Origin of the sequence: Streptococcus sp. CF8-6 (assembly GCF_024295845.1) — a bacterium.
Classification (GTDB): Bacteria; Bacillota; Bacilli; order Lactobacillales; family Streptococcaceae; genus Streptococcus; species Streptococcus oralis_BO.
Window position 1 is genome coordinate 1 of sequence record NZ_JANCOF010000005.1, and the last position, 22,483, is coordinate 22,483.

General features: G+C 42.1%; 23 protein-coding genes, 1 tRNA gene, 1 other RNA gene and 1 pseudogene. 25 read left to right on the forward strand and 1 reads right to left on the reverse strand.

The window, feature by feature from the left end; translation table 11 throughout:
- Positions 1–3 precede the first annotated feature (3 nt).
- The 12 genes from NML69_RS07780 (at position 4) to NML69_RS07835 (ending at position 8,104) form a co-directional block, all read left to right on the forward strand.
- Positions 4–77 (forward strand) — tRNA-Asn (locus NML69_RS07780).
- A 208-nt stretch (positions 78–285) separates the two neighbouring features.
- A complete protein-coding gene (gene comW, locus NML69_RS07785) occupies positions 286–522 on the forward strand; it encodes a sigma(X)-activator ComW (protein ID WP_000939512.1) in 237 nt (78 codons plus the stop codon).
- Positions 523–763: 241 nt separating this feature from the next.
- Positions 764–2,050, forward strand: a complete 1,287-nt coding sequence (locus NML69_RS07790) for an adenylosuccinate synthase (RefSeq protein ID WP_000205048.1) — start codon at positions 764–766, stop codon at positions 2,048–2,050.
- A gap of 200 nt (positions 2,051–2,250) precedes the next feature.
- Positions 2,251–2,718 carry a tRNA adenosine(34) deaminase TadA gene (tadA, locus tag NML69_RS07795; RefSeq protein ID WP_254726164.1) on the forward strand — a complete coding sequence of 156 codons (468 nt, stop codon included), beginning with the start codon at positions 2,251–2,253 and terminating at the stop codon, positions 2,716–2,718.
- 32 nt (positions 2,719–2,750) lie between these two features.
- An RNA gene (ffs, locus tag NML69_RS07800) (signal recognition particle sRNA small type) lies at positions 2,751–2,844 on the forward strand.
- A 59-nt stretch (positions 2,845–2,903) separates the two neighbouring features.
- Positions 2,904–3,347: a dUTP diphosphatase gene (locus tag NML69_RS07805; RefSeq protein ID WP_254726168.1), complete on the forward strand. Its 444-nt coding sequence runs from the start codon at positions 2,904–2,906 to the stop codon at positions 3,345–3,347.
- 1 nt (position 3,348) lies between these two features.
- Positions 3,349–3,888 carry a histidine phosphatase family protein gene (locus NML69_RS07810; protein ID WP_254726170.1) on the forward strand — a complete coding sequence of 180 codons (540 nt, stop codon included), beginning with the start codon at positions 3,349–3,351 and terminating at the stop codon, positions 3,886–3,888.
- A 16-nt stretch (positions 3,889–3,904) separates the two neighbouring features.
- Entirely contained in the window at positions 3,905–4,393 is a 489-nt protein-coding gene (locus NML69_RS07815) for a hypothetical protein (protein ID WP_254726172.1), read from the forward strand.
- Positions 4,394–4,433: 40 nt separating this feature from the next.
- Complete coding sequence (gene radA, locus NML69_RS07820) at positions 4,434–5,798, forward strand: DNA repair protein RadA (RefSeq protein WP_180830322.1); 1,365 nt, start codon at positions 4,434–4,436, stop codon at positions 5,796–5,798.
- Between the two features lie 72 nt (positions 5,799–5,870).
- Positions 5,871–6,365 (forward strand): carbonic anhydrase, encoded by a 495-nt coding sequence (locus tag NML69_RS07825; protein ID WP_009013771.1) that lies wholly within the window; start codon positions 5,871–5,873, stop codon positions 6,363–6,365.
- A 213-nt stretch (positions 6,366–6,578) separates the two neighbouring features.
- Positions 6,579–7,547, forward strand: a complete 969-nt coding sequence (locus NML69_RS07830; RefSeq protein ID WP_000010174.1) for a ribose-phosphate diphosphokinase — start codon at positions 6,579–6,581, stop codon at positions 7,545–7,547.
- A 119-nt stretch (positions 7,548–7,666) separates the two neighbouring features.
- Entirely contained in the window at positions 7,667–8,104 is a 438-nt protein-coding gene (locus tag NML69_RS07835; RefSeq protein WP_049478105.1) for a CoA-binding protein, read from the forward strand.
- Between the two features lie 29 nt (positions 8,105–8,133).
- Here NML69_RS07835 and NML69_RS07840 read toward each other — a convergent pair whose 3' ends face one another.
- On the reverse strand, positions 8,134–9,144 hold the full coding sequence (locus NML69_RS07840; RefSeq protein ID WP_254726174.1) for a YeiH family protein: 1,011 nt from the start codon (positions 9,142–9,144) through the stop codon (positions 8,134–8,136).
- 151 nt (positions 9,145–9,295) lie between these two features.
- Here NML69_RS07840 and NML69_RS07845 point away from each other — a divergent pair, with 151 nt between their 5' ends.
- From NML69_RS07845 to NML69_RS07900, 13 genes and pseudogenes are all read left to right on the forward strand, one after another.
- Positions 9,296–10,465, forward strand: coding sequence for a pyridoxal phosphate-dependent aminotransferase (locus NML69_RS07845; RefSeq protein ID WP_254726177.1), 1,170 nt, complete (start codon positions 9,296–9,298; stop codon positions 10,463–10,465).
- On the forward strand, positions 10,462–11,232 hold the full coding sequence (gene recO / locus NML69_RS07850; RefSeq protein ID WP_254726180.1) for a DNA repair protein RecO: 771 nt from the start codon (positions 10,462–10,464) through the stop codon (positions 11,230–11,232). Before NML69_RS07845 ends, recO begins: the two co-directional genes overlap by 4 nt.
- The gene (gene plsX, locus NML69_RS07855) at positions 11,229–12,221 is read left to right on the forward strand and encodes a phosphate acyltransferase PlsX (protein ID WP_254726183.1); all 993 of its coding nucleotides are present in this window, start codon (positions 11,229–11,231) and stop codon (positions 12,219–12,221) included. Before recO ends, plsX begins: the two co-directional genes overlap by 4 nt.
- Positions 12,222–12,226: 5 nt before the next feature.
- The gene (locus NML69_RS07860; protein WP_000136435.1) at positions 12,227–12,463 is read left to right on the forward strand and encodes an acyl carrier protein; all 237 of its coding nucleotides are present in this window, start codon (positions 12,227–12,229) and stop codon (positions 12,461–12,463) included.
- A gap of 439 nt (positions 12,464–12,902) precedes the next feature.
- On the forward strand, positions 12,903–13,091 hold the full coding sequence (locus NML69_RS07865; RefSeq protein WP_049501355.1) for a class IIb bacteriocin, lactobin A/cerein 7B family: 189 nt from the start codon (positions 12,903–12,905) through the stop codon (positions 13,089–13,091).
- A 17-nt stretch (positions 13,092–13,108) separates the two neighbouring features.
- Positions 13,109–13,276 (forward strand): bacteriocin, encoded by a 168-nt coding sequence (locus NML69_RS07870; RefSeq protein WP_000415691.1) that lies wholly within the window; start codon positions 13,109–13,111, stop codon positions 13,274–13,276.
- Between the two features lie 9 nt (positions 13,277–13,285).
- Complete coding sequence (locus tag NML69_RS07875) at positions 13,286–13,474, forward strand: hypothetical protein (RefSeq protein WP_254726186.1); 189 nt, start codon at positions 13,286–13,288, stop codon at positions 13,472–13,474.
- Between the two features lie 24 nt (positions 13,475–13,498).
- On the forward strand, positions 13,499–13,708 hold the full coding sequence (locus tag NML69_RS07880; protein ID WP_125414669.1) for a bacteriocin immunity protein: 210 nt from the start codon (positions 13,499–13,501) through the stop codon (positions 13,706–13,708).
- A gap of 210 nt (positions 13,709–13,918) precedes the next feature.
- Positions 13,919–16,072, forward strand: coding sequence for a peptide cleavage/export ABC transporter ComA (gene comA / locus NML69_RS07885; RefSeq protein ID WP_254726188.1), 2,154 nt, complete (start codon positions 13,919–13,921; stop codon positions 16,070–16,072).
- 12 nt (positions 16,073–16,084) lie between these two features.
- Positions 16,085–17,434, forward strand: a complete 1,350-nt coding sequence (comB, locus tag NML69_RS07890; protein WP_254726190.1) for a competence pheromone export protein ComB — start codon at positions 16,085–16,087, stop codon at positions 17,432–17,434.
- A 169-nt stretch (positions 17,435–17,603) separates the two neighbouring features.
- The gene (gene purC, locus NML69_RS07895) at positions 17,604–18,311 is read left to right on the forward strand and encodes a phosphoribosylaminoimidazolesuccinocarboxamide synthase (RefSeq protein ID WP_254726193.1); all 708 of its coding nucleotides are present in this window, start codon (positions 17,604–17,606) and stop codon (positions 18,309–18,311) included.
- Positions 18,312–18,387: 76 nt separating this feature from the next.
- Positions 18,388–18,456 (forward strand): annotated as a pseudogene (locus NML69_RS09915) (phosphoribosylaminoimidazolesuccinocarboxamide synthase); the annotation flags it as partial.
- A gap of 66 nt (positions 18,457–18,522) precedes the next feature.
- Positions 18,523–22,248, forward strand: coding sequence for a phosphoribosylformylglycinamidine synthase (locus NML69_RS07900; protein WP_254726196.1), 3,726 nt, complete (start codon positions 18,523–18,525; stop codon positions 22,246–22,248).
- The last annotated feature ends 235 nt before the right edge of the window (positions 22,249–22,483 follow it).

A 22,483-nucleotide genomic window follows, 5' to 3' on the forward strand; every position in this document is an offset into this window, starting at 1 on the left:
TTATCCGCCATAGCTCAGTTGGTAGTAGCGCATGACTGTTAATCATGATGTCGTAGGTTCGAGTCCTACTGGCGGAGTATAAATCGAAACGTTCAACTGAGCGTTTTTTTATTTATAAATATAGTGGACTGTTGAAATTTCAAATTTTAATTTTTAAATCTGTAATTACCTCTTTATTTTATTTTTAGTTCGTTTAGCTTTAAATTCTTCTTTTATAGAATTTGAAGCTTTTTTAGTTCCTTTTTTTGTTAGACTAGTGTTACTAATAAGAAAGGGAATTTTTATATGCTTCAGAAATTTTATGATCGAGCATTCGTCTTTTTGAAACTAGTTGAACAAGAATATGCCTCTTTAGGCCAGAGTTGTTCAGAGTGGGAATCACTTCATCTCCGTTTTTTACTATATTACTTAATCCGATTTAAAATTAAAAGTGATAGGGACTTTTCTCTATATCACTTTAGAACAGCTTATCGTCTATATCTAGATAAATTACTGCAAGGTGGTACAACTCTCATCCAATAGGAAGTATCTATATCATAATTACGAACGATTGTTGTAGATATATTTTAAAAAATATAGAATTAGCTTATAATCAAAGGTTTTTATATTTAGAAATGAAAGAATTTCCAAATCTTTTCTACTGTTTCTTCTTGATAAAATAGTGTTTTTTTCTTATAATAAATTGTAAGATATAATTGCAGGTGAAATTCCTGCCATGTATATGAGAAAGGACGAGCTACTAGTAGCTCAGACGAATTTTATTATGACTTCAGTTGTTGTTGTAGGTACCCAGTGGGGTGATGAAGGTAAAGGGAAAATTACAGATTTTCTTTCAGCTAATGCAGAGGTAATTGCTCGTTATCAAGGTGGTGATAATGCTGGTCACACGATTGTGATTGATGGTAAGAAATTTAAGTTGCACTTGATTCCATCTGGAATTTTCTTTCCTGAAAAAATCTCTGTTATTGGGAATGGGATGGTTGTAAACCCTAAATCTCTAGTAAAAGAGTTGACTTATCTTCATGAAGAAGGTGTGACAACAGATAATTTGCGCATTTCGGATCGTGCGCATGTCATTTTACCATATCACATTGAATTAGACCGTTTGCAAGAGGAAGCTAAGGGCGACAATAAAATTGGTACTACAATCAAGGGAATCGGTCCAGCCTATATGGATAAAGCTGCTCGTGTTGGAATTCGTATTGCAGATCTTTTGGATAAAGAAATTTTTCGTGAGCGTTTGGAACGCAATCTTACGGAGAAGAATCGTCTGTTTGAAAAATTATATGACAGTACTCCTATTTCAATTGATGATATTTTTGAAGAGTACTACGAGTATGGCCAACAAATCAAGCAGTATGTGACAGATACATCTGTTATCTTGAACGATGCGCTTGATAATGGCAAACGTGTACTGTTTGAAGGTGCGCAAGGTGTCATGTTGGACATTGATCAAGGGACTTATCCATTTGTTACTTCTTCAAACCCTGTCGCTGGTGGTGTGACGATTGGGTCTGGTGTTGGTCCAAGTAAGATTGACAAGGTTGTAGGTGTCTGTAAAGCCTACACAAGTCGTGTAGGAGATGGACCGTTCCCAACTGAATTATTTGATGAAGTGGGAGATCGCATCCGTGAAGTAGGTCATGAATATGGTACAACAACTGGTCGTCCACGTCGTGTGGGTTGGTTTGACTCAGTTGTGATGCGTCACAGCCGCCGTGTATCTGGGATTACCAATCTTTCATTGAACTCTATAGATGTTTTGAGTGGTTTGGATACTGTGAAAATCTGTGTCGCCTATGATCTTGATGGTCAACGTATTGATTACTATCCTGCTAGTCTTGAGCAGTTGAAACGTTGTAAGCCAATCTACGAGGAATTGCCAGGTTGGTCAGAAGACATCACTGGAGTCCGTAATTTGGAAGACCTTCCTGAGAATGCACGCAACTATGTTCGTCGTGTAAGCGAGTTGGTTGGTGTTCGTATCTCAACTTTCTCAGTAGGACCTGGTCGTGAACAAACTAATATTTTAGAAAGTGTTTGGTCATAGGAGATTTTTAAGATTAGTTTAAGACAGGTTGGGTATACTATAGACAGTTACAGGAAGACCTCCTAACTTGTTGTAACAAATATCCTAAACTTTTCTTTTTCATAATAATCTCCCTATTAAGTCATCGAATTCGGTGGCTTTTTTTGTGTTGAGAATCATGATATAATAATAAAATCGACAAGTAGGAAAAGAGAAAAACGATGAATTATACAGTTGAAGAAAAAGAAGCCTTTATGAGAGAGGCTTTGAGAGAGGCTGAGATTGCCTTAGAACACGATGAAATTCCAATTGGCTGTGTGATTGTCAAGGATGGAGAAATCATTGGTAGGGGGCATAATGCGCGCGAGGAGTTGCAACAGGCGGTTATGCATGCAGAAATCATGGCCATAGAGAATGCTAATCTGAGTGAAGAGAGCTGGCGTTTACTAGATTGCACCCTTTTTGTGACCATAGAGCCCTGTGTGATGTGTAGTGGGGCAATCGGGCTTGCCCGTATTCCAAACGTAGTCTACGGGGCTAAGAATCAGAAATTTGGTGCAGCTGGAAGTTTGTACGATATTTTGACAGATGAGCGTCTCAATCATCGTGTAGAGGTTGAAACGGGAGTTTTGGAGAGTGAGTGTGCAGCGATTATGCAGGATTTTTTCCGAAATCGACGTAAAAAATAATTTCTCTTTAAAAATAGAGGGGAATGTGGTATAATAAATAGTGGAGCAACAGTTCTGCGTGAAGCGGGTCAGGGGAGGAATCCAGCAGCCCTAAGCGATGTGAATTGTGTGCTCTTTTTTCGTGCTTTTTTCGAATAAATAAGATAAAATAGCCTAGAATAAATGATAATAGAAAAGAGAAAAATATGAAAATTCGTGGTTTTGAATTGGTTTCGAGTTTTACAGATGAAAATTTATTGCCCAAGCGTGAGACAGCGCATGCAGCTGGCTACGACTTAAAGGTTGCGGTGCGTACGGTTATCGCTCCAGGAGAGATTGTTCTCGTCCCAACGGGTGTTAAGGCTTATATGCAGCCGACTGAGGTGCTCTATCTTTATGACCGTTCATCAAATCCTCGTAAAAAAGGTTTGGTCTTGATCAACTCTGTTGGCGTTATTGATGGAGACTATTATGGTAATCCTGGGAATGAGGGGCATATCTTTGCTCAGATGAAGAATATCACAGATCAAGAAGTTGTTCTTGAAGTTGGAGAACGTGTAGTTCAGGCTGTCTTTGCACCATTTTTAATCGCGGATGGAGATGAAGCAGCTGGCGTGCGGACTGGTGGATTTGGATCGACTGGACACTAAGATGAAGATTATCTTTGTACGTCACGGGGAACCAGATTATAGTATGCTTGATAAACTTGAAAATTCGCAACTATATAGTGGTTTTGGTCGTGATTTAGCACCATTGACAGGAAAAGGTCGCAGTCTGGCAAAAGAAGTTGCTAAAACTACATGTTTTGGAAAGGCAGAGATTATTATTTCATCGTCTGTGACGAGGGCTTTAGAAACAGCCCATTATATAGCAGTTGAAACAGGATTGGACTTATTTGTGGAGCCGTTTTTTCATGAGTGGCGTCCAGACTTAGATGGCACTAACTCTGATTTAACTAGTGTATTGGTAGCTCATGAATATTATCTAAAACATCAAAGAGGTTTATCTGAAGATTCTCCTTATCGCTATGAAACAGATCTAGAGATGCGTCATCGTTTTTTAAAAGCTTTGGAAAAATATAAAAATTATAAAACTATTATCATTGTAACTCACGGAATGCTCATGCGCCAATTTGTACCAGACGAGAAGATTGATTTTTGCCAAGTGATCGAGTGTGAGATAGAGATATAGAAAGAAGTAAAATGAAATGAGCTATAGAGATTTTCAAGCTTTTACCGCTGAGAATTGTCAAGGGTATAAGAAAGTCTATAATATCAGTATTGGAGGATTTCTTTACTTAGCTTTTCTTCCGGAAGCCTATTATAAAATTCTTTGTATTTCTTCAGAATATATGTCAATAATTGACTGTGAAAATGATCAGGTAACTCCTGTAGATGGGGATTATGATGAGACGGAATTAGTAGCCATGTATGAGGGCTGTGATTCTCCCATTTCTATTGCGGGACAATATGGTGGAAGTCTCCCTTTGGACAATGGGGAAGATATCCGAGTGACAATGGAAAAAGATCAATCTGGGAAGTATCCGATTTTAACCATTTTTTGGGAAAAGGATAAAGAAACTAGGGGACAAATTTATAAAGGTTATTTACCGTATATTTTTGGTTTTAGTCCGGATGGAGAGTATTATGCTTATGCAGATGATGGCGGATTGACTGTTTTAAAGAAAGATAGTTGATAGCGTGAAAAACAAGAAATTTTAAAATGAGAGGATTAGAATTATCGCAAAGAAAAAAGCGACATTTGTATGTCAAAATTGTGGGTATAATTCCCCAAAATATCTAGGGCGCTGTCCAAACTGTGGAGCTTGGTCTTCTTTTGTAGAAGAGGTTGAGGTTGCCGAGGTTAAGAATGCACGAGTGTCCTTGACAGGTGAAAAAACCAAGCCTATGAAACTGGCTGAGGTGACTTCCATCAATGTCAATCGAACCAAGACGGAGATGGAGGAATTCAACCGTGTGCTTGGAGGCGGAGTGGTACCAGGGAGTCTCGTCCTTATCGGTGGGGATCCAGGAATCGGGAAATCAACCCTTCTCCTACAAGTTTCAACGCAGCTGTCTCAAGTGGGTACGGTTCTCTATGTCAGTGGGGAGGAGTCTGCCCAGCAGATTAAGTTACGGGCAGAGCGCTTGGGTGATATTGATAGTGAGTTTTATCTCTATGCAGAGACCAATATGCAGAGTGTTCGATCTGAGGTGGAGCGCATCCAACCAGATTTTCTCATCATCGACTCTATCCAGACGATTATGTCTCCTGAGATTTCAGGGGTGCAGGGGTCTGTGTCTCAGGTGCGTGAGGTGACCGCTGAGCTTATGCAGCTGGCTAAGACCAATAACATTGCCATCTTTATCGTAGGGCATGTGACCAAGGAAGGGACCTTGGCGGGTCCGCGTATGTTGGAGCATATGGTAGATACAGTGCTTTACTTTGAAGGGGAACGTCACCATACCTTTCGTATCTTGAGAGCAGTCAAAAACCGTTTTGGTTCCACTAATGAGATTGGCATCTTTGAGATGCAGTCGGGTGGATTGGTTGAGGTGCTCAATCCGAGTCAAGTTTTCCTAGAGGAGCGTTTGGATGGGGCTACTGGCTCGTCAATCGTTGTGACCATGGAAGGGACCCGTCCGATTTTGGCGGAGGTTCAGGCTTTGGTAACACCAACCATGTTTGGAAATGCTAAACGTACGACGACTGGACTTGATTTCAATCGTGCAAGTCTGATTATGGCTGTTTTGGAAAAACGAGCAGGGCTTCTCTTGCAAAACCAGGATGCCTATCTCAAATCTGCTGGTGGTGTAAAATTGGATGAGCCTGCCATTGACTTGGCTGTTGCAGTGGCTATTGCCTCTAGTTACAAGGACAAGCCTACCAATCCTCAGGAATGTTTTGTGGGTGAACTGGGCTTGACCGGAGAAATTCGGCGCGTGAATCGCATCGAACAACGCATCAATGAAGCGGAAAAATTGGGCTTTACCAAGATTTATGTACCCAAGAATTCCTTGACAGGAATCACTCCACCCAAGGAAATTGAAGTCATTGGTGTGACGACTATTCAGGAAGTTTTGAAAAAGGTCTTTGCATAATCCGTGACAAATCCTCTTAAAAATGATAAGATAGGAGAAATATTTGATTATCAAATTTTTGAGGAGGGAATCGTGTCGTATTTTGAACAGTTTATGCAAGCCAATCAGGCTTATGTTGCCCTACATGGGCAGTTAAATCTGCCACTTAAACCCAAAACCAGAGTAGCTATCGTGACCTGTATGGACTCACGTCTACACGTTGCGCAAGCTCTAGGTTTGGCCCTTGGGGATGCTCATATCTTGCGGAATGCGGGTGGTCGAGTAACTGAGGACATGATTCGTTCACTGGTGATTTCCCAGCAACAAATGGGGACAAGAGAAATCGTGGTGCTTCACCATACAGACTGTGGAGCTCAAACCTTTCAAAATGAAAGTTTTCATGAACATTTGAAACACGAGCTCGGAGTTGATGTGTCTGGTCAAGACTTTTTACCATTTCAGGATGTGGAAGAGAGCGTGAGAGAGGATATGCAATTGCTTCGAGAATCTCCACTGATTCCTGATGATGTGGTTATTTCAGGTGCTGTCTATGATGTGGATACAGGAAGTATGAGAGAAGTATACTAACTTTGTCTCGAAAAAATCTCATCCTAGCATAAAATCGATTGTTAAAATGTAGAATTTTTAGTTTTAATATAGCTAATATAAAATAGCAAAAAACAAGGGTATAAATGTTTACTCTTGTTTTATTTTTGATTGAAAAATAAAGGAAAAAGCGCTACAATGGTAGATGGAAAATGTTGTGTAAAAACAAGTGATACATAAATACCGGAGGAAATCATGTCTTTTTCTGATTTAAAGCTGTTTGCCCTTTCTTCTAATAGAGAATTGGCAGAGCGTGTGGCGCAAGAAATTGGGATAGAGTTGGGGAAATCGACTGTTCGCCAATTTTCAGATGGGGAGATTCAGGTCAACATTGAAGAATCAATCCGTGGAAAACACGTCTTTATCCTACAATCAACGAGTTCACCTGTAAATGATAATTTACTTGAAATTTTAATTATGGTGGATGCATTGAAGCGTGCTAGTGCAGAATCTGTCAATGTTGTTATGCCCTACTATGGCTATGCACGTCAGGATAGAAAAGCGCGCGCGCGTGAGCCAATCACAGCAAAACTCGTTGCAAACATGCTAGAAGTTGCTGGGGTAGATCGTTTGTTGACGATTGATTTGCACGCTGCACAGATTCAGGGATTCTTTGATATTCCTGTAGATCACTTGATGGGTGCTCCATTGATTGCGGACTATTTTGAACGTCGTGGCATGGTCGGCTCTGACTACGTGGTTGTCAGCCCAGACCATGGTGGAGTGACTCGTGCTCGTAAATTGGCAGAGTTTTTGAAAACTCCGATTGCGATTATTGACAAACGCCGTAGTGTAGACAAGATGAATACCAGTGAAGTGATGAACATCATTGGTAAGGTAGAAGGTAAGACTTGTATCTTGATTGACGATATGATCGATACAGCTGGAACTATTTGTCATGCGGCAGATGCTCTTGCTGAAGCAGGTGCTGTTGAAGTATATGCAAGCTGTACGCACCCAGTACTTTCTGGTCCTGCTATGGATAATATCCAAAAATCAGCTATTAAAAAATTGGTTGTTTTGGATACGATCTACCTACCAGAAGAGCGTTTGATTGATAAGATTGAACAAATTTCGATTGCTCATCTTCTGGGCGATGCTATTATCCGTATTCACGAAAAACGTCCTCTTTCTCCCCTATTTTGTATTGAGAAAAAGATTTAATCTTTCACTTGAAGTAGACAGAACTCCTAGCAGGCTTCTTTTCTTGCTAGGAGATTTTTATAGTCAAAATCTGCAAGCCTTTTCAAAATATGCTATACTGAGAAAAAAGGAGGATTTCTATGAGTCAAGAATTTATCAATCCAAGTGTTGGTGTGATTCGTCAGTATCTGGAGACCAGTAAAACGTTAGCGGTAGTGGGCTTGTCTGACCGTGAGGAAACAACTAGTAATCGAGTGACCAAGGAAATGCAAGCTCGAGGCTATAAAATCATTCCAGTTAATCCCAAGGCTGCAGGTGGGGAAATCTTGGGAGAAAAGGCTTATGCGAGTCTAGCTGAGATTCCTTTTCCTGTAGATATCGTCAATGTATATCGTCGCAGTGAATTTTTACCTGATGTAGCACGAGACTTTCTCAAGGCGGATGCCAAGATTTTTTGGGCACAACTGGGACTTGAAAATCTAGAAGCGGAAGAAATCTTGCGTGCTGGAGGATGCGATGACATCGTGATGAATCGCTGTATTAAGAGGGAACATACTCGCTTAATTCTTGAACAATAAAAAGGTAGCCAGTAGGCTACCTTTTTGTATTATAAAGTACCAATCAATGCTTGCATGCCAAGACTGGTGAGGATGATGGCAATCCAGCAAAGGGCTCCAAGAAGAATGGATTTACCGCTGGATTTGACCATAGCTACTAGATTGGTTTTGAGACCGATAGCACTCATGGCCATGATAATGAGGAATTTGGAGAGTTGTTTGAGAGGGGTGAAGAAGCTACTAGACACACCGAGAGAGGTGAGAAGAGTCGTTAGGAGAGAGGCTAAGATGAAATAAAGGATAAAAAGTGGGAAGACTTTTTTTAGTTGGAAATCTTGGCTGTTTTTTTGTTGGCGGCTTTGCCAGTAGGAGAGAAAGAGCGTAATAGGAATGATTGCTAAGGTGCGCGTGAGTTTCACAATAGTTGCAGACTCAAGGGTATTGGTATGGTAAAGGCTGTCCCAGGAGCTGGCGGTAGCCGTTACAGAAGAAGTATCATTGACCGCAGTTCCTGCAAAGAGGGCGAAGCCATCATTGGATAAGTGAAGCCAGGTTCCTAGAGTTGGAAAGATAAGTGCTGCTAAGACATTGAAGAAAAAGATAACGGAGATGGCTTGGGCAACTTCTTTTTCCTTAGCATGGATAACGGGTGCTGTCGCAGCAATGGCAGAGCCACCGCAGATAGAAGAACCCACTCCAATCAAGGTAGCTAGTTTTGTGTCTAGCGCAAAGAAACGCTGGAAGAGGTAGGCAACGATTAAGGAAATCGAAATGGTGGAAAGGATGACAGGGAGTGAAGATTGTCCAACTGCGAAGACTTGCGAGATATTGAGACCAAAACCGAGTAAGATAACGGCATACTGGAGCAATTTTTTGGAACTAAAGGTCAAACCTGCGTCTAGTTGTTTGTAGGGTGAGAGCCAGGGGTGGAGGAGCATTCCTGCAAAAATTGCAAAGACAGGTGCACCCACGACCGGGAAAAATCCTCCCAGGAACCAAGATACGATAGAAATGAGAAGGCAGGCCAAGATTCCTGCTCCATTTTTTGATAAAAATGACATATAAACCTCCGAAAATAAGCACTTATTATTATAGTCCTGTCGAGAAGAAAAGTAAAACAGAAAGTGAAAAATGCGGATTTCAGATGGATTTTGCGGTCAGGAAGCTTTTGTAGTATAATAGTACTATGTTCTGTAAGCAAGGGGGATATCTATGGACTTAACCAAACGCTTTAATAAACAGTTAGACAAGATTCAAGTTTCCTTGATTCGCCAGTTTGACCAGGCAATTTCAGAGATTCCTGGGGTCTTGCGTTTGACCTTGGGGGAACCTGATTTTACAACGCCAGATCATATCAAGGAGGCAGCCAAGCGGGCGATTGACCAGAACCAATCCTACTATACAGGGATGAGCGGTTTACTGACCTTGCGCCAGGCTGCTAGCGACTTTGTAAAAGAAAAATACCAGCTAGATTATAATCCTGAAAATGAAATTTTAGTTACAATTGGGGCGACAGAGGCTTTATCTGCTACTTTGACGGCTATTTTGGAAGAGGGGGACAAGGTGCTCTTGCCAGCTCCTGCCTATCCAGGATATGAGCCGATTGTCAATCTAGTTGGGGCAGAGATTGTGGAGATTGATACAACTGAAAATGGTTTTGTTTTGACCCCTGAGATGTTGGAAAAGGCCATTTTGGAGCAAGGGGACAAGCTCAAAGCAGTTATTCTCAACTATCCAGCCAATCCGACAGGAATTACCTATAGTCGGGAGCAGTTGGAAGCCTTGGCAGACGTTTTACGCAAGTATGAGATTTTTGTTGTCTGTGATGAGGTTTACTCAGAATTAACCTATACAGGGGAAGCTCATGTGTCTCTGGGAACTATGCTGAGAGACCAGGCTATTATTATTAATGGCTTATCTAAATCGCATGCTATGACTGGTTGGCGTTTAGGCTTTATCTTTGCTCCTGCAGCTTTCACAGCTCAGTTAATCAAGAGTCACCAGTACTTGGTAACTGCCGCAAACACTATGGCTCAGCATGCTGCGGTGGAGGCTTTGACCGCTGGTAAAAACGACGCAGAGCCTATGAAGAAGGAATACATCCAGCGTCGTGATTATATCATCAAAAAGATGACTGCTCTTGGTTTTGAAATTATCAAACCAGACGGTGCCTTCTATATCTTTGCTAAGATTCCAGCGGGCTACAATCAAGACTCCTTTGCTTTTCTGAAGGATTTTGCCTATAAGAAGGCCGTTGCCTTTATCCCTGGTGCAGCCTTTGGACGTTACGGAGAAGGCTATGTGCGTCTGTCTTATGCAGCCAGCATGGAAACGATCAGAGAGGCCATGAAACGACTTGAGGAGTACATGAGAGAAGCATGATTCAGTCTATCACGAGTCAAGGCTTGGTGCTCTACAATCGTAACTTTCGTGAGGATGACAAGCTAGTCAAGATTTTTACCGAGCAGGCGGGCAAGCGCATGTTTTTCGTCAAACACGCTGGCCAGTCCAAACTAGCTCCGGTTATTCAGCCCTTGGTGTTGGCACGATTTCTCTTGCGAATCAATGATGACGGGCTTAGCTACATCGAGGACTATCACGAGGTGATGACCTTTCCAAAGATTAATAGCGATCTCTTTATCATGGCCTATGCAACTTATGTGGCGGCCCTTGCAGATGCTAGTTTGCAGGATAATCAGCAGGATGCTCCCTTGTTTGCTTTCTTGAAGAAGACTCTGGAGTTGATGGAAGCGGGCATAGATTATCAGGTTTTGACCAATATTTTTGAAATTCAAATCTTGACTCGATTTGGGATTAGTCTCAATTTTAATGAGTGTGTCTTTTGCCATCGGGTGGGTCAGGCTTTTGACTTTTCTTTCAAATATGGAGCCTGTCTCTGTCCAGAGCATTATCATGAAGATGAGAGACGTTGTCATCTCAATCCCAATATCCCTTATCTGCTCAATCAATTTCAAGCCATTGATTTTGATACCTTGGAGACTATTTCGCTTAAGGCAGAAATCAAGCAGGGCTTGCGCAAGTTTATGGATCAACTCTACGAAGAGTATGTTGGGATTCACCTAAAATCAAAGAAATTTATTGATTCCCTGGCAGACTGGGGACAATTACTAAAAGAGGAAGACAAATGAAAAAAATCGCAGTAGATGCTATGGGGGGCGATTACGCACCTCAAGCCATCGTTGAGGGTGTCAACCAAGCCCTTGCTGACTTTTCAGATATTGAGGTTCAACTCTATGGAGATGAAAGTAAGATCAAGCAATATCTAACAGCGACAGAGCGTGTCAGCATTATCCATACGGATGAGAAAATCAACTCAGACGATGAGCCGACGAAAGCTATCCGTAAGAAGAAAAATGCCAGCATGGTATTGGCAGCTAAGGCTGTTAAAGAGGGAGAAGCAGACGCTGTCCTCTCTGCTGGTAACACAGGTGCCTTGTTGGCTGCAGGATTCTTTATTGTGGGTCGTATCAAAAATATCGATCGTCCAGGACTCATGTCGACCTTGCCGACCATCGATGGAAAAGGCTTTGACATGCTAGACCTTGGTGCCAATGCGGAAAATACAGCCCATCATCTGCACCAATACGCTGTCCTAGGTTCCTTCTATGCGAAAAATGTTCGTGGGATTTCGAAACCACGTGTTGGTTTGCTCAACAATGGGACAGAAAGCAGCAAGGGAGATCCGCTTCGAAAGGAAACATACGACTTGTTAGTAGCTGATGAAAGTTTGAACTTTGTCGGAAATGTGGAAGCGCGTGATCTGATGAATGGCGTTGCGGATGTTGTCGTAACAGATGGTTTCACGGGAAACGCTGTTCTCAAATCCATCGAAGGTACAGCTTTGGGAATCATGGGTTTACTTAAAAATGCTATTACGGGTGGTGGCCTTCGAGCGAAGCTAGGTGCTCTACTTCTTAAGGATAGTCTTAAGGGGTTGAAGACACAGCTCAACTATTCAGATGTTGGAGGAGCAGTCTTGTTTGGTGTCAAGGCGCCAGTTGTAAAAACTCATGGCTCAAGTGATGCCAATGCTGTGTACAGTACGATTCGTCAGATTCGTACCATGCTAGAAACAGACGTAGTTGCTCAGACTGCGCGTGAATTTTCAGGAGAATAAAAAAGATGACAGAAAAAGAAATTTTTGACCGTATTGTAACCATTATCCAAGAGCGACAGGGAGAAGACTTTGCCGTAACAGAGGCCTTAAGTTTGAAAGACGATCTAGATGCGGACTCAGTGGATTTGATGGAGTTTGTCTTGACACTAGAAGATGAATTTGGTATCGAAATCACTGATGAGGAAATCGATCAACTTCAAAGCGTAGCGGATGTAGTAGCGATTATTAAAGATAAAAAATAGCCAAAAGCAACATGCAAGTCATGTTGTTTTTTATTTGCGGAAAAAAGAGAAACTTTTAGTAGAAATTGCGAATAAAGAGATGAGAAAGAAAAAGGAGGAATGTTTATGTATGTGACCGGTTTTTATCCATGGTTCATTAAGTGGTTTTTAAAATAAATATGAATAAATTGTTCATTTTCGAATTGTTTTTCGAATAGATAGGTAAGGAAAAGGGAAGGAGACTATGTGATGTATTTACCAATCTTATTGCCATGGTTAATCAAATGGTATTTAAAATAAATGAAATTTACTTGTTCATTTTAAATTACTTCTCGAATAGATAAGTGAGAAGAAAAGGAAGGAGAGAAGAAAATGATTTCAGTAATTTACCCAATCTGGCTATTTAAGTGGCTTAGAGGTTAAAGATTAGATATATAGAAAAATATAGAGGAGAAGAAAGATGACAAACTTTGACAACATGGAACAGAACTTTGTAGCTCTTACAGAAGAAGAGTTGACGGATGTGAATGGGGGAGCATGGCCGATTGTAGCTTGGGTGATTGCTAATCCTGTGACAGCAGCTAAAATTGCTGGTGGAATTACTGCAGCAGGAATTGCAGGTTATAATTATGTGACGGGTAGATGGTAATAGAAGGAGGAGATGATATGGAAAAATCTATTTTAAAATTTGAAACAATGACTGATACGGACTTGCAGGAAATTCAAGGGGGAGCCTTTCCCCTTCTTATCCCTGTGGCAGTTGGTTTTGTAAAAGGTTTTGTATATACAGGTGGAGCTATTTTAACAACTCGAGCACTCTTTTCAGGTAAATAGGAGTCTGCTATGAAAAAAATCTTATTAGGATTTGCTGAGGGGTATTTTGTCGTATCGATTATTCTTTATATCGCAACGTATTTGATTATGAAAAATCCGATCAATACTCTGTTTTATCCAGAGATCTATCCGATTCTGCTTGGTCTGTTTTATGTAGAATACAAGCAAAAAACAACAGAAAGTAAGATTGAGAATTGATGGAATGTCAGATTGGAGTTGGAGATGAAAGTCGTTCAATTACTACAAAAAGCTTGGCCAGAGTTTATTGTATTGTTTAGCTCTATAACTTATCTAATGATTAGAATTGTGGCTGATGTAAACAAAATAAATTTACCTACGTGGTTTGAATGTTTTGATATACCTACGATTTCATTATTTTTGATGACATTTATCTCACTTTATAGAAGTAAAGAGAATATCATTTCAGAATAGTTTATTTCTGGGCCTTCATTTTTTAACGGTTACTTTAAACAGGCAGAACTTTTGTTCTGCTTTTTACATTTAAATGATAGTTTATGCTTTTTAAAGTGCGTTTTAGGCGTAAAAATAGTTTATTTAGGAATATTTTCCTGTTTTTATCCTTATTTGGTTAAAATAATATTACAAAGTTTTTAAGAGATTGTTAGAAAAAAGGAGATGGATATGAAATTTGGGAAAAGGCACTATCGTCCCCAGGTGGATCAGATGGATTGTGGCGTGGCTTCCTTGGCTATGGTATTTGGCTACTACGGTAGTTATTACTCCTTGGCTCATCTACGAGAGTTAGCCAAGACGACCATGGATGGGACGACCGCTTTGGGACTTGTAAAGGTGGCAGAGGAGATTGGGTTTGAGACGCGGGCTATCAAGGCGGATATGACGCTCTTTGATCTGCCAGATTTGACCTTTCCTTTTGTGGCTCATGTGCTCAAGGAAGGAAAGTTGCTCCACTACTATGTGGTGATAGATCAGGATAAAAAGCACATTCATATCGCTGATCCGGATCCTGGTGTCAAGCTGACCAAGATTTCCCGTGAGCGTTTTGCGCAAGAGTGGACAGGGGTCAGTCTCTTTATGGCGCCATCTCCGGGCTATAAACCTCATAAGGAGAAGAAACAGGGTCTCCTATCCTTCTTGCCGATTTTATTCAAACAGCGTGGCTTAGTTACCAATATCGTCCTAGCGACACTCTTGGTAACCTTGATCAATATCGTGGGCTCCTACTATCTTCAGTCCATCATTGATAGTTACGTGCCAGATCAGATGCGCTCGACGCTGGGTATTATCTCTATTGGGCTGGTCATCGTCTATATCCTCCAGCAGATTTTGTCCTACGCGCAGGAATATCTCCTACTAATCCTTGGGCAGCGCTTGTCCATCGATGTGATTTTGTCCTACATCAAGCATGTTTTTCACCTGCCGATGTCCTTTTTCGCGACACGCAGGACAGGAGAAATCGTATCTCGTTTTACAGATGCCAACAGTATCATCGATGCGTTGGCGTCGACCATTCTGTCGATTTTCCTAGATGTGTCGACGATTTTGATTATCTCGCTGGTCTTGTTTTCACAAAATATGACACTCTTTTTCATTAGTCTGCTTGCGCTTCCCATCTATACAGTGATTATCTTTGCCTTTATGAAGCCTTTTGAAAAGATGAATCGGGATACCATGGAAGCTAATGCGGTTCTGTCTTCTTCTATCATCGAGGACATCAACGGTATTGAGACCATTAAGTCTTTGACCAGTGAAAGTTCACGCTATCAAAAGATTGATAAGGAATTTGTGGCTTATCTGAAAAAATCCTTTACCTACAGTCGGGCAGAAAGCCAGCAAAAGGCTCTGAAAAAAGTTGCCCAGCTCCTGCTCAATGTTGCCGTTCTCTGGCTGGGAGCTATTCTTGTCATGGATGGGAAAATGAGTTTGGGTCAGCTGATTACTTATAACACCCTGCTTGTTTACTTTACCAATCCTTTGGAAAATATCATTAACCTACAAACCAAACTTCAGACAGCGCAGGTTGCCAATAATCGCTTAAATGAGGTTTATCTAGTAGCTTCGGAGTTTGAGGAGAAGAAAACGGTAGAAGATTTGAGCATGATGAAAGGGGATATGACCTTTAAACAGGTTCACTACAAGTATAGCTATGGTCGTGACGTCTTGTCGGATATCAATTTAACCATTCCGCAAGGGTCTAAGATGGCTTTTGTGGGGATTTCGGGGTCAGGAAAGACCACCTTGGCCAAGATGATGGTTAATTTTTACGACCCAAGTCAAGGGGAGATTAGTCTGGGTGGTGTCAATCTCAATCAGATTGATAAAAAAGCTCTGCGACAGTTTATCAACTATCTGCCTCAACAGCCCTATGTCTTTAACGGGACGATTTTGGAGAATCTGCTCCTTGGAGCCAAGGAGGGGACGACTCAGGAGGATATCTTACGGGCAGTTGAATTGGCAGAGATTCGGGAGGATATTGAGCGCATGCCACTGAATTACCAGACAGAATTAACTTCGGATGGGGCAGGGATCTCAGGTGGTCAACGTCAGAGAATTGCTCTGGCGCGTGCTCTCTTGACAGATGCGCCGGTCTTGATCTTGGACGAGGCGACCAGCAGTCTGGATATTTTGACAGAGAAGCGGATTGTTGATAATCTCATGGCTTTGGACAAGACCTTGATTTTCATTGCTCACCGTTTGACCATTGCAGAGCGGACAGAGAAGGTTGTTGTCTTGGATCAGGGCAAGATTGTTGAAGAAGGTACCCATGCAGACTTGCTTGCACAGGATGGCTTTTATGCCCATTTGGTGAATAGCTAGAAAGAGGAGAAGATGAAACCAGAATTTTTAGAAAGTGCGGAGTTTTATAATCGTCGTTATCATAATTTTTCCAGTCAGGTGATTTTACCTATGTCACTTCTGCTCATGTTTTTACTGGGATTTGCAGTTTTTGCAGAGAAGGAGATTAGTTTGTCTACCAGAGCAACTGTCGAACCTAGTCGGATCATTGCCAATATCCAGTCGACTAGCAATCAACGCATTGTGGCCAATTATCTGGAAGAAAACAAGTTGGTCAAGCAAGGAGATCTGCTCGTTCAGTACCAGCAAGGGGCGGAGGCTGTCCAGGTTGAGGCATATGCCAGTCAATTGGAGATGCTAAAGGATCAAAAAAAGCAGTTGGGATATTTGCAATCCAGTTTGAAAGAGGGGAGTGATCAATTCCTAGAGGCGGATAAGTTTGGTTACCAGGAGATGTTTCGAGATTATCTCAGCCAAGCAAATGGTCTAAGAAGCAATGTTTCTCAGCAAAATGCCAGCATCTCCTCGCAGAATGCGGCAGCAAGTCAGAGCCAGGCCGAGATTGGCAATCTTATCAGCCAAACACAAGATAAAATTCGAGATTACAAAACAGCAAAGTCAGCGATTGAAACCGGAGCTCAACTGGATAGTCAGAATCCAGCCTACTCTTTTTACCAGACCTATAAAAATCAAAGTGAAGAAGATCCGCAAGCTAAATCGCAAGTTATTGCGCAAGTGGATGCACAAATTGCCCAGCTAGAGTCTAGTCTAGCTACGTATCGTATACAGTATGCGGGTTCTGGAGCTCAACAGGCCCACGCAACGGGACTGGATAGTCAACTGGAATCGCTCAAGTCTCAGCACTTAGTCAAAGTTGGCCAGGAATTAACTCTTCTAGATCAGAAAATTTTGGAGGCGGAATCGGGTAAGAAGGTACAGGGAGGTCTCCTAGATAAAGGGAAGATTACAGCAAGTGAGGATGGGGTGCTTCACCTCAATCCTGAGACTAGTGAATCTACGATGGTCGCAGAAGGAACCCTGCTAGCCCAACTCTACCCATCCTTGGAAAAAGAAGGAAAAACTAAACTCACAGCCTATCTCAGTTCAAAAGATGTTGCTAGAGTCAAGATTGGGGACTCTGTCCGTTATACTACGACTAATGATGCGAAGAATCAAATTTTCCTGGATTCTACGATTACAAGTATTGATGCGACAGCTACAAAGACCGAACAAGGAAATTTCTTTAAAATCGAGGCGGAGACCCATCTGACTTCTGAACAGGCTGCAACACTTCGTTATGGTTTAGAAGGCCGCCTGCAGATGATTACGGGAAAGAAAAGCTATCTCCGTTATTTTTGGGATCAATTTTTGAATAAAGGGTAATATTCGTGTTTTTCAGAGGATAAATGATTTTAAAACTGTAAGAAGAGTTCATCTTGCAGTTTTTCTTTACGCTTGAAACAGGAAAACGTTATTTATTCGTAAAAAATCTTGAATTTTTCATGCTTTTGTGGTAGAATGTGCTCAAGTAAAACGAAAGGCGAACTTTAAAATGTCAAAACAACTGATCTATTCGGGAAAAGCCAAGGATATCTATACAACTGAGGATGAAAATCTCATTATTTCAACTTACAAGGACCAGGCGACTGCCTTCAACGGTGTCAAGAAGGAGCAGATTGCAGGCAAGGGAGTGTTAAATAATCAGATTTCATCTTTTATTTTTGAGAAATTAAATGCGGCTGGTGTAGCGACTCACTTTGTGGAGAAACTTTCAGACACGGAACAACTCAATAAAAAGGTGGAAATCATTCCTTTGGAAGTCGTGCTTCGCAACTATACAGCTGGTTCTTTTTCAAAACGTTTTGGTGTGGATGAGGGCATCGCCTTGGAGGTCCCAATTGTCGAATTTTACTATAAAAATGATGATTTGGATGATCCCTTTATCAATGACGAGCATGTGAAATTCCTTAAAATTGCGGATGACCAGCAGATTGCTTACTTGAAGGAAGAAACCCGTCGTATCAATGAGCTCTTGAAAGCTTGGTTTGCTGAGATTGGTCTTAAGTTAATCGATTTTAAACTGGAATTTGGTTTTGATAAGGATGGCAAGATTATCTTGGCAGACGAATTTTCACCAGATAACTGCCGTTTGTGGGATGCAGATGGCAATCACATGGACAAGGATGTTTTCCGTAGAGGACTAGGTGAATTGACTGACGTCTACGAGATTGTTTGGGAGAAATTGCAGGCTTTGAAATAAACTGTTATAAACGGAAAACCTTCGTCTTTCAGATGTAAGGACTCAGGCTGAAAAGGTCCCCCAGACCTTTTCACTCCGTCGTGGCTTAGGAGAATTAACCGACGTTTATGAGATTGTCTGGGAAAAGTTGCAGGGTTTGAAATAATCTGTTTGCAAGACTCTCAAGGTCGTTGGGAACATTGCAAGAGCTGAAATAAAGGAATAAGAATTGATGGATAAACGTATTTTTGTTGAGAAAAAAGCTGATTTTCAGGTTAAATCAGAGAGTTTGGTAAGGGAGCTCCAGCACAACTTGGGATTGTCAAGCTTGAAAAGTATTCGCATTGTGCAAGTTTATGATGTCTTTGATTTGGCAGAGGACTTGTTTGCACCTGCAGAGAAGCACATCTTCTCTGAGCAGGTGACGGATCATGTCTTGGACGAAGCGGCCGTGCAAGCGGATCTTGCCAACTATGCTTTCTTTGCCATTGAAAGCCTGCCTGGTCAATTTGACCAGCGTGCAGCTTCTTCACAGGAAGCCTTGCTTTTACTAGGAAGTTCAAGTGATGTAACAGTCAACACAGCCCAGCTTTACTTGGTCAATAAGGATATTGATGCGACTGAGTTGGAAGCAGTCAAGAACTATTTGCTCAACCCAGTTGATTCTCGTTTCAAGGACATCACGACAGGAATTGCCAAGCAGGAATTTTCAGAGTCAGACAAGACTATTCCAAAATTGACTTTCTTTGAAAGCTATACGGCAGAAGACTTTGCCCGCTACAAGGCAGAGCAAGGGATGGCCATGGAAGTGGACGATTTGCTCTTTATCCAAGACTATTTCAGGTCAATCGGGCGCGTGCCAACTGAGACAGAGCTCAAGGTTTTGGACACTTATTGGTCTGACCACTGTCGTCACACGACTTTTGAGACCGAGTTGAAACAGATTGATTTCTCAGCTTCTAAATTCCAAAAGCAATTGCAAGCGACTTATGACAAGTATATTGCTATGCGTGAGGAACTAGGTCGATCTGAAAAGCCACAAACCTTGATGGATATGGCGACTATTTTTGGTCGTTATGAGCGTGCTAATGGTCGTTTGGACGATATGGAAGTGTCTGACGAAATCAATGCCTGCTCGGTCGAAATCGAGGTGGACGTTGATGGTGTCAAGGAACCTTGGCTCCTCATGTTCAAAAACGAAACCCACAACCACCCAACGGAAATTGAACCATTTGGTGGGGCTGCTACCTGTATCGGTGGTGCCATTCGTGACCCGTTGTCAGGGCGTTCCTACGTTTACCAAGCTATGCGTATTTCAGGTGCTGGTGACATTACAGCGCCGATTTCAGAAACGCGCGCTGGGAAATTGCCACAACAAGTCATTTCGAAAACAGCGGCTCATGGTTATTCTTCGTATGGTAACCAAATTGGTCTGGCAACGACTTACGTTCGTGAATACTTCCACCCAGGTTTTGTAGCCAAACGCATGGAGTTAGGTGCTGTTGTTGGTGCGGCTCCTAAGGGCAATGTTGTTCGTGAAAAACCGGAAGCCGGTGACGTGATTATCTTGCTAGGGGGCAAGACTGGTCGTGATGGTGTCGGTGGTGCAACGGGATCTTCTAAGGTTCAAACAGTTGAGTCTGTAGAGACTGCCGGTGCTGAGGTTCAAAAAGGGAATGCCATCGAAGAGCGCAAGATCCAACGCCTTTTCCGTAATGGCGATGTCACTCGTCTCATCAAGAAGTCCAATGACTTTGGAGCAGGTGGTGTCTGTGTGGCTATCGGTGAATTGGCAGATGGTCTTGAAATTGACCTTAACAAGGTTCCTCTTAAATACCAAGGTTTGAACGGTACAGAAATTGCCATTTCTGAATCTCAAGAACGGATGGCAGTTGTGGTGCGTCCTCAAGACGTAGCTGCCTTCGTTGCGGAATGTAATAAAGAAAATATTGATGCTGTTGTTGTGGCAACAGTGACTGAAAAACCAAATCTTGTCATGCACTGGAATGGTGAAACGATTGTCGACTTGGAACGCCGTTTCCTTGATACAAACGGTGTGCGTGTAGTCGTTGATGCCAAGGTTGTGGACAAGGATGTCAAACTCCCAGAAGAACGCACAACAAGTGCTGACACACTTGAAGCAGATACCCTTGCGGTTCTGTCTGATCTCAACCATGCGAGTCAAAAAGGTTTACAAACTATCTTTGACTGCTCGGTCGGTCGTTCAACGGTCAATCACCCACTTGGTGGTCGCTACCAACTCACACCAACTGAGGCATCTGTGCAGAAATTGCCAGTTCAACACGGTGTGACTCACACTGCGTCTGTCATGGCGCAAGGATTCAATCCATACGTGGCAGAATGGTCTCCATATCATGGCGCTGTCTATGCGGTTATCGAAGCGACTGCTCGTCTGGTTGCTGCTGGTGCAAACTGGTCTAAGGCTCGCTTCTCTTACCAAGAGTATTTCGAGCGGATGGACAAACAAGCTGAGCGTTTCGGTCAGCCAGTAGCAGCTCTCCTAGGCTCTATCGAAGCACAAATCCAGCTTGGTTTGCCATCTATCGGTGGTAAGGACTCCATGTCTGGTACTTTTGAAGAATTGACTGTACCGCCAACCTTGGTTGCCTTTGGAGTGACAACAGCAGATAGCCGTAAGGTGCTCTCTCCTGAGTTCAAGACTGCTGGTGAAAATATCTACTACATCCCAGGTCAAGCTCTTTCTGCAGAGATTGATTTTGACTTGATTAAGTCTAATTTTGCCAAGTTTGAAGGCATTCAAAAGGCTCACAAAGTGACATCTGCATCAGCTGTTAAATATGGCGGTGTCCTTGAAAGCTTGGCTCTTGCTACTTTTGGGAACCATATTGGTGCAGAGGTGACCTTGCCTGAACTTGAAACAGCTTTGACAGCTCAATTGGGTGGATTTGTCTTCACATCTCCTGAAGAAATCACTGGAGTAGAGAAAATAGGTCAAACAAAAGCAGACTTTACACTCCTTGTCAACGGTGTGAAGCTAGATGGACACAAACTTGACAGTGCTTTCCAAGGGAAACTGGAAGAAGTTTACCCAACAGAATTTGCCCAATCTAAAGAATTGGAAGAAGTGCCAGCTGTCGCTTCTGACGCAGTCATCAAAGCCAAAGAAACCATTGAAAAACCTGTTGTTTACATCCCAGTCTTCCCAGGAACCAACTCAGAATATGACTCAGCTAAAGCCTTCGAAAAAGAAGGGGCAGAGGTTAACTTGGTGCCATTCGTGACCTTGAATGAAGAAGCCATTGTCAAGTCAGTTGAAACTATGGTTGACAATATCGGCAAGGCAAACATTCTCTTCTTTGCAGGCGGATTCTCCGCTGCAGACGAGCCAGATGGATCAGCTAAGTTTATTGTCAATATCCTTCTTAATGAAAAAGTGCGTGCGGCCATTGATAGCTTTATTGCTCGTGGTGGCTTGATTATCGGTATCTGTAATGGATTCCAGGCCTTGGTCAAATCAGGTCTTCTTCCATATGGAAACTTTGAAGATGCCAGCAGCACGAGTCCAACCCTCTTCTACAATGATGCCAACCAGCACGTGGCCAAGATGGTGGAAACTCGGATTGCCAATACCAACTCACCATGGTTGGCTGGAGTACAAGTGGGCGATATCCATGCCATTCCAGTATCGCACGGTGAAGGGAAATTTGTCGTGACGGCTGAGGAATTTGCAGAGCTCCGTGCCAATGGTCAAATCTTTAGCCAATACGTTGACTTTGACGGCAAACCAAGTATGGATTCTAAGTACAATCCGAATGGTTCGGTAAATGCTATCGAAGGGATTACCAGCAAGAACGGCCAAATCATCGGTAAAATGGGCCACTCAGAACGTTATGAAGACGGTCTCTTCCAAAATATTTCAGGGAATAAAGACCAGCACCTGTTTGCGTCGGCTGTTAAATACTTTACTGGGAAATAAGACTTGCAGATTTTCTAATAGATAGTATCCGTAATGTAAAAGTTATGTAGACTTAGCTTGTGATGATTGCAAATAGTTTGTTTTGCGAGTGAAACGAGTTTCTACAGTATCATTCCGCAGTAGTGCAGTTAGCTAGTATTTGAGACTTTGGCTCAAATACTAGCTAGAAAATTTCTTGATAGACTTTCTGTTTTTTCGTCGGCATTCATGACGACAATGAAAAAATTCGAAAGTC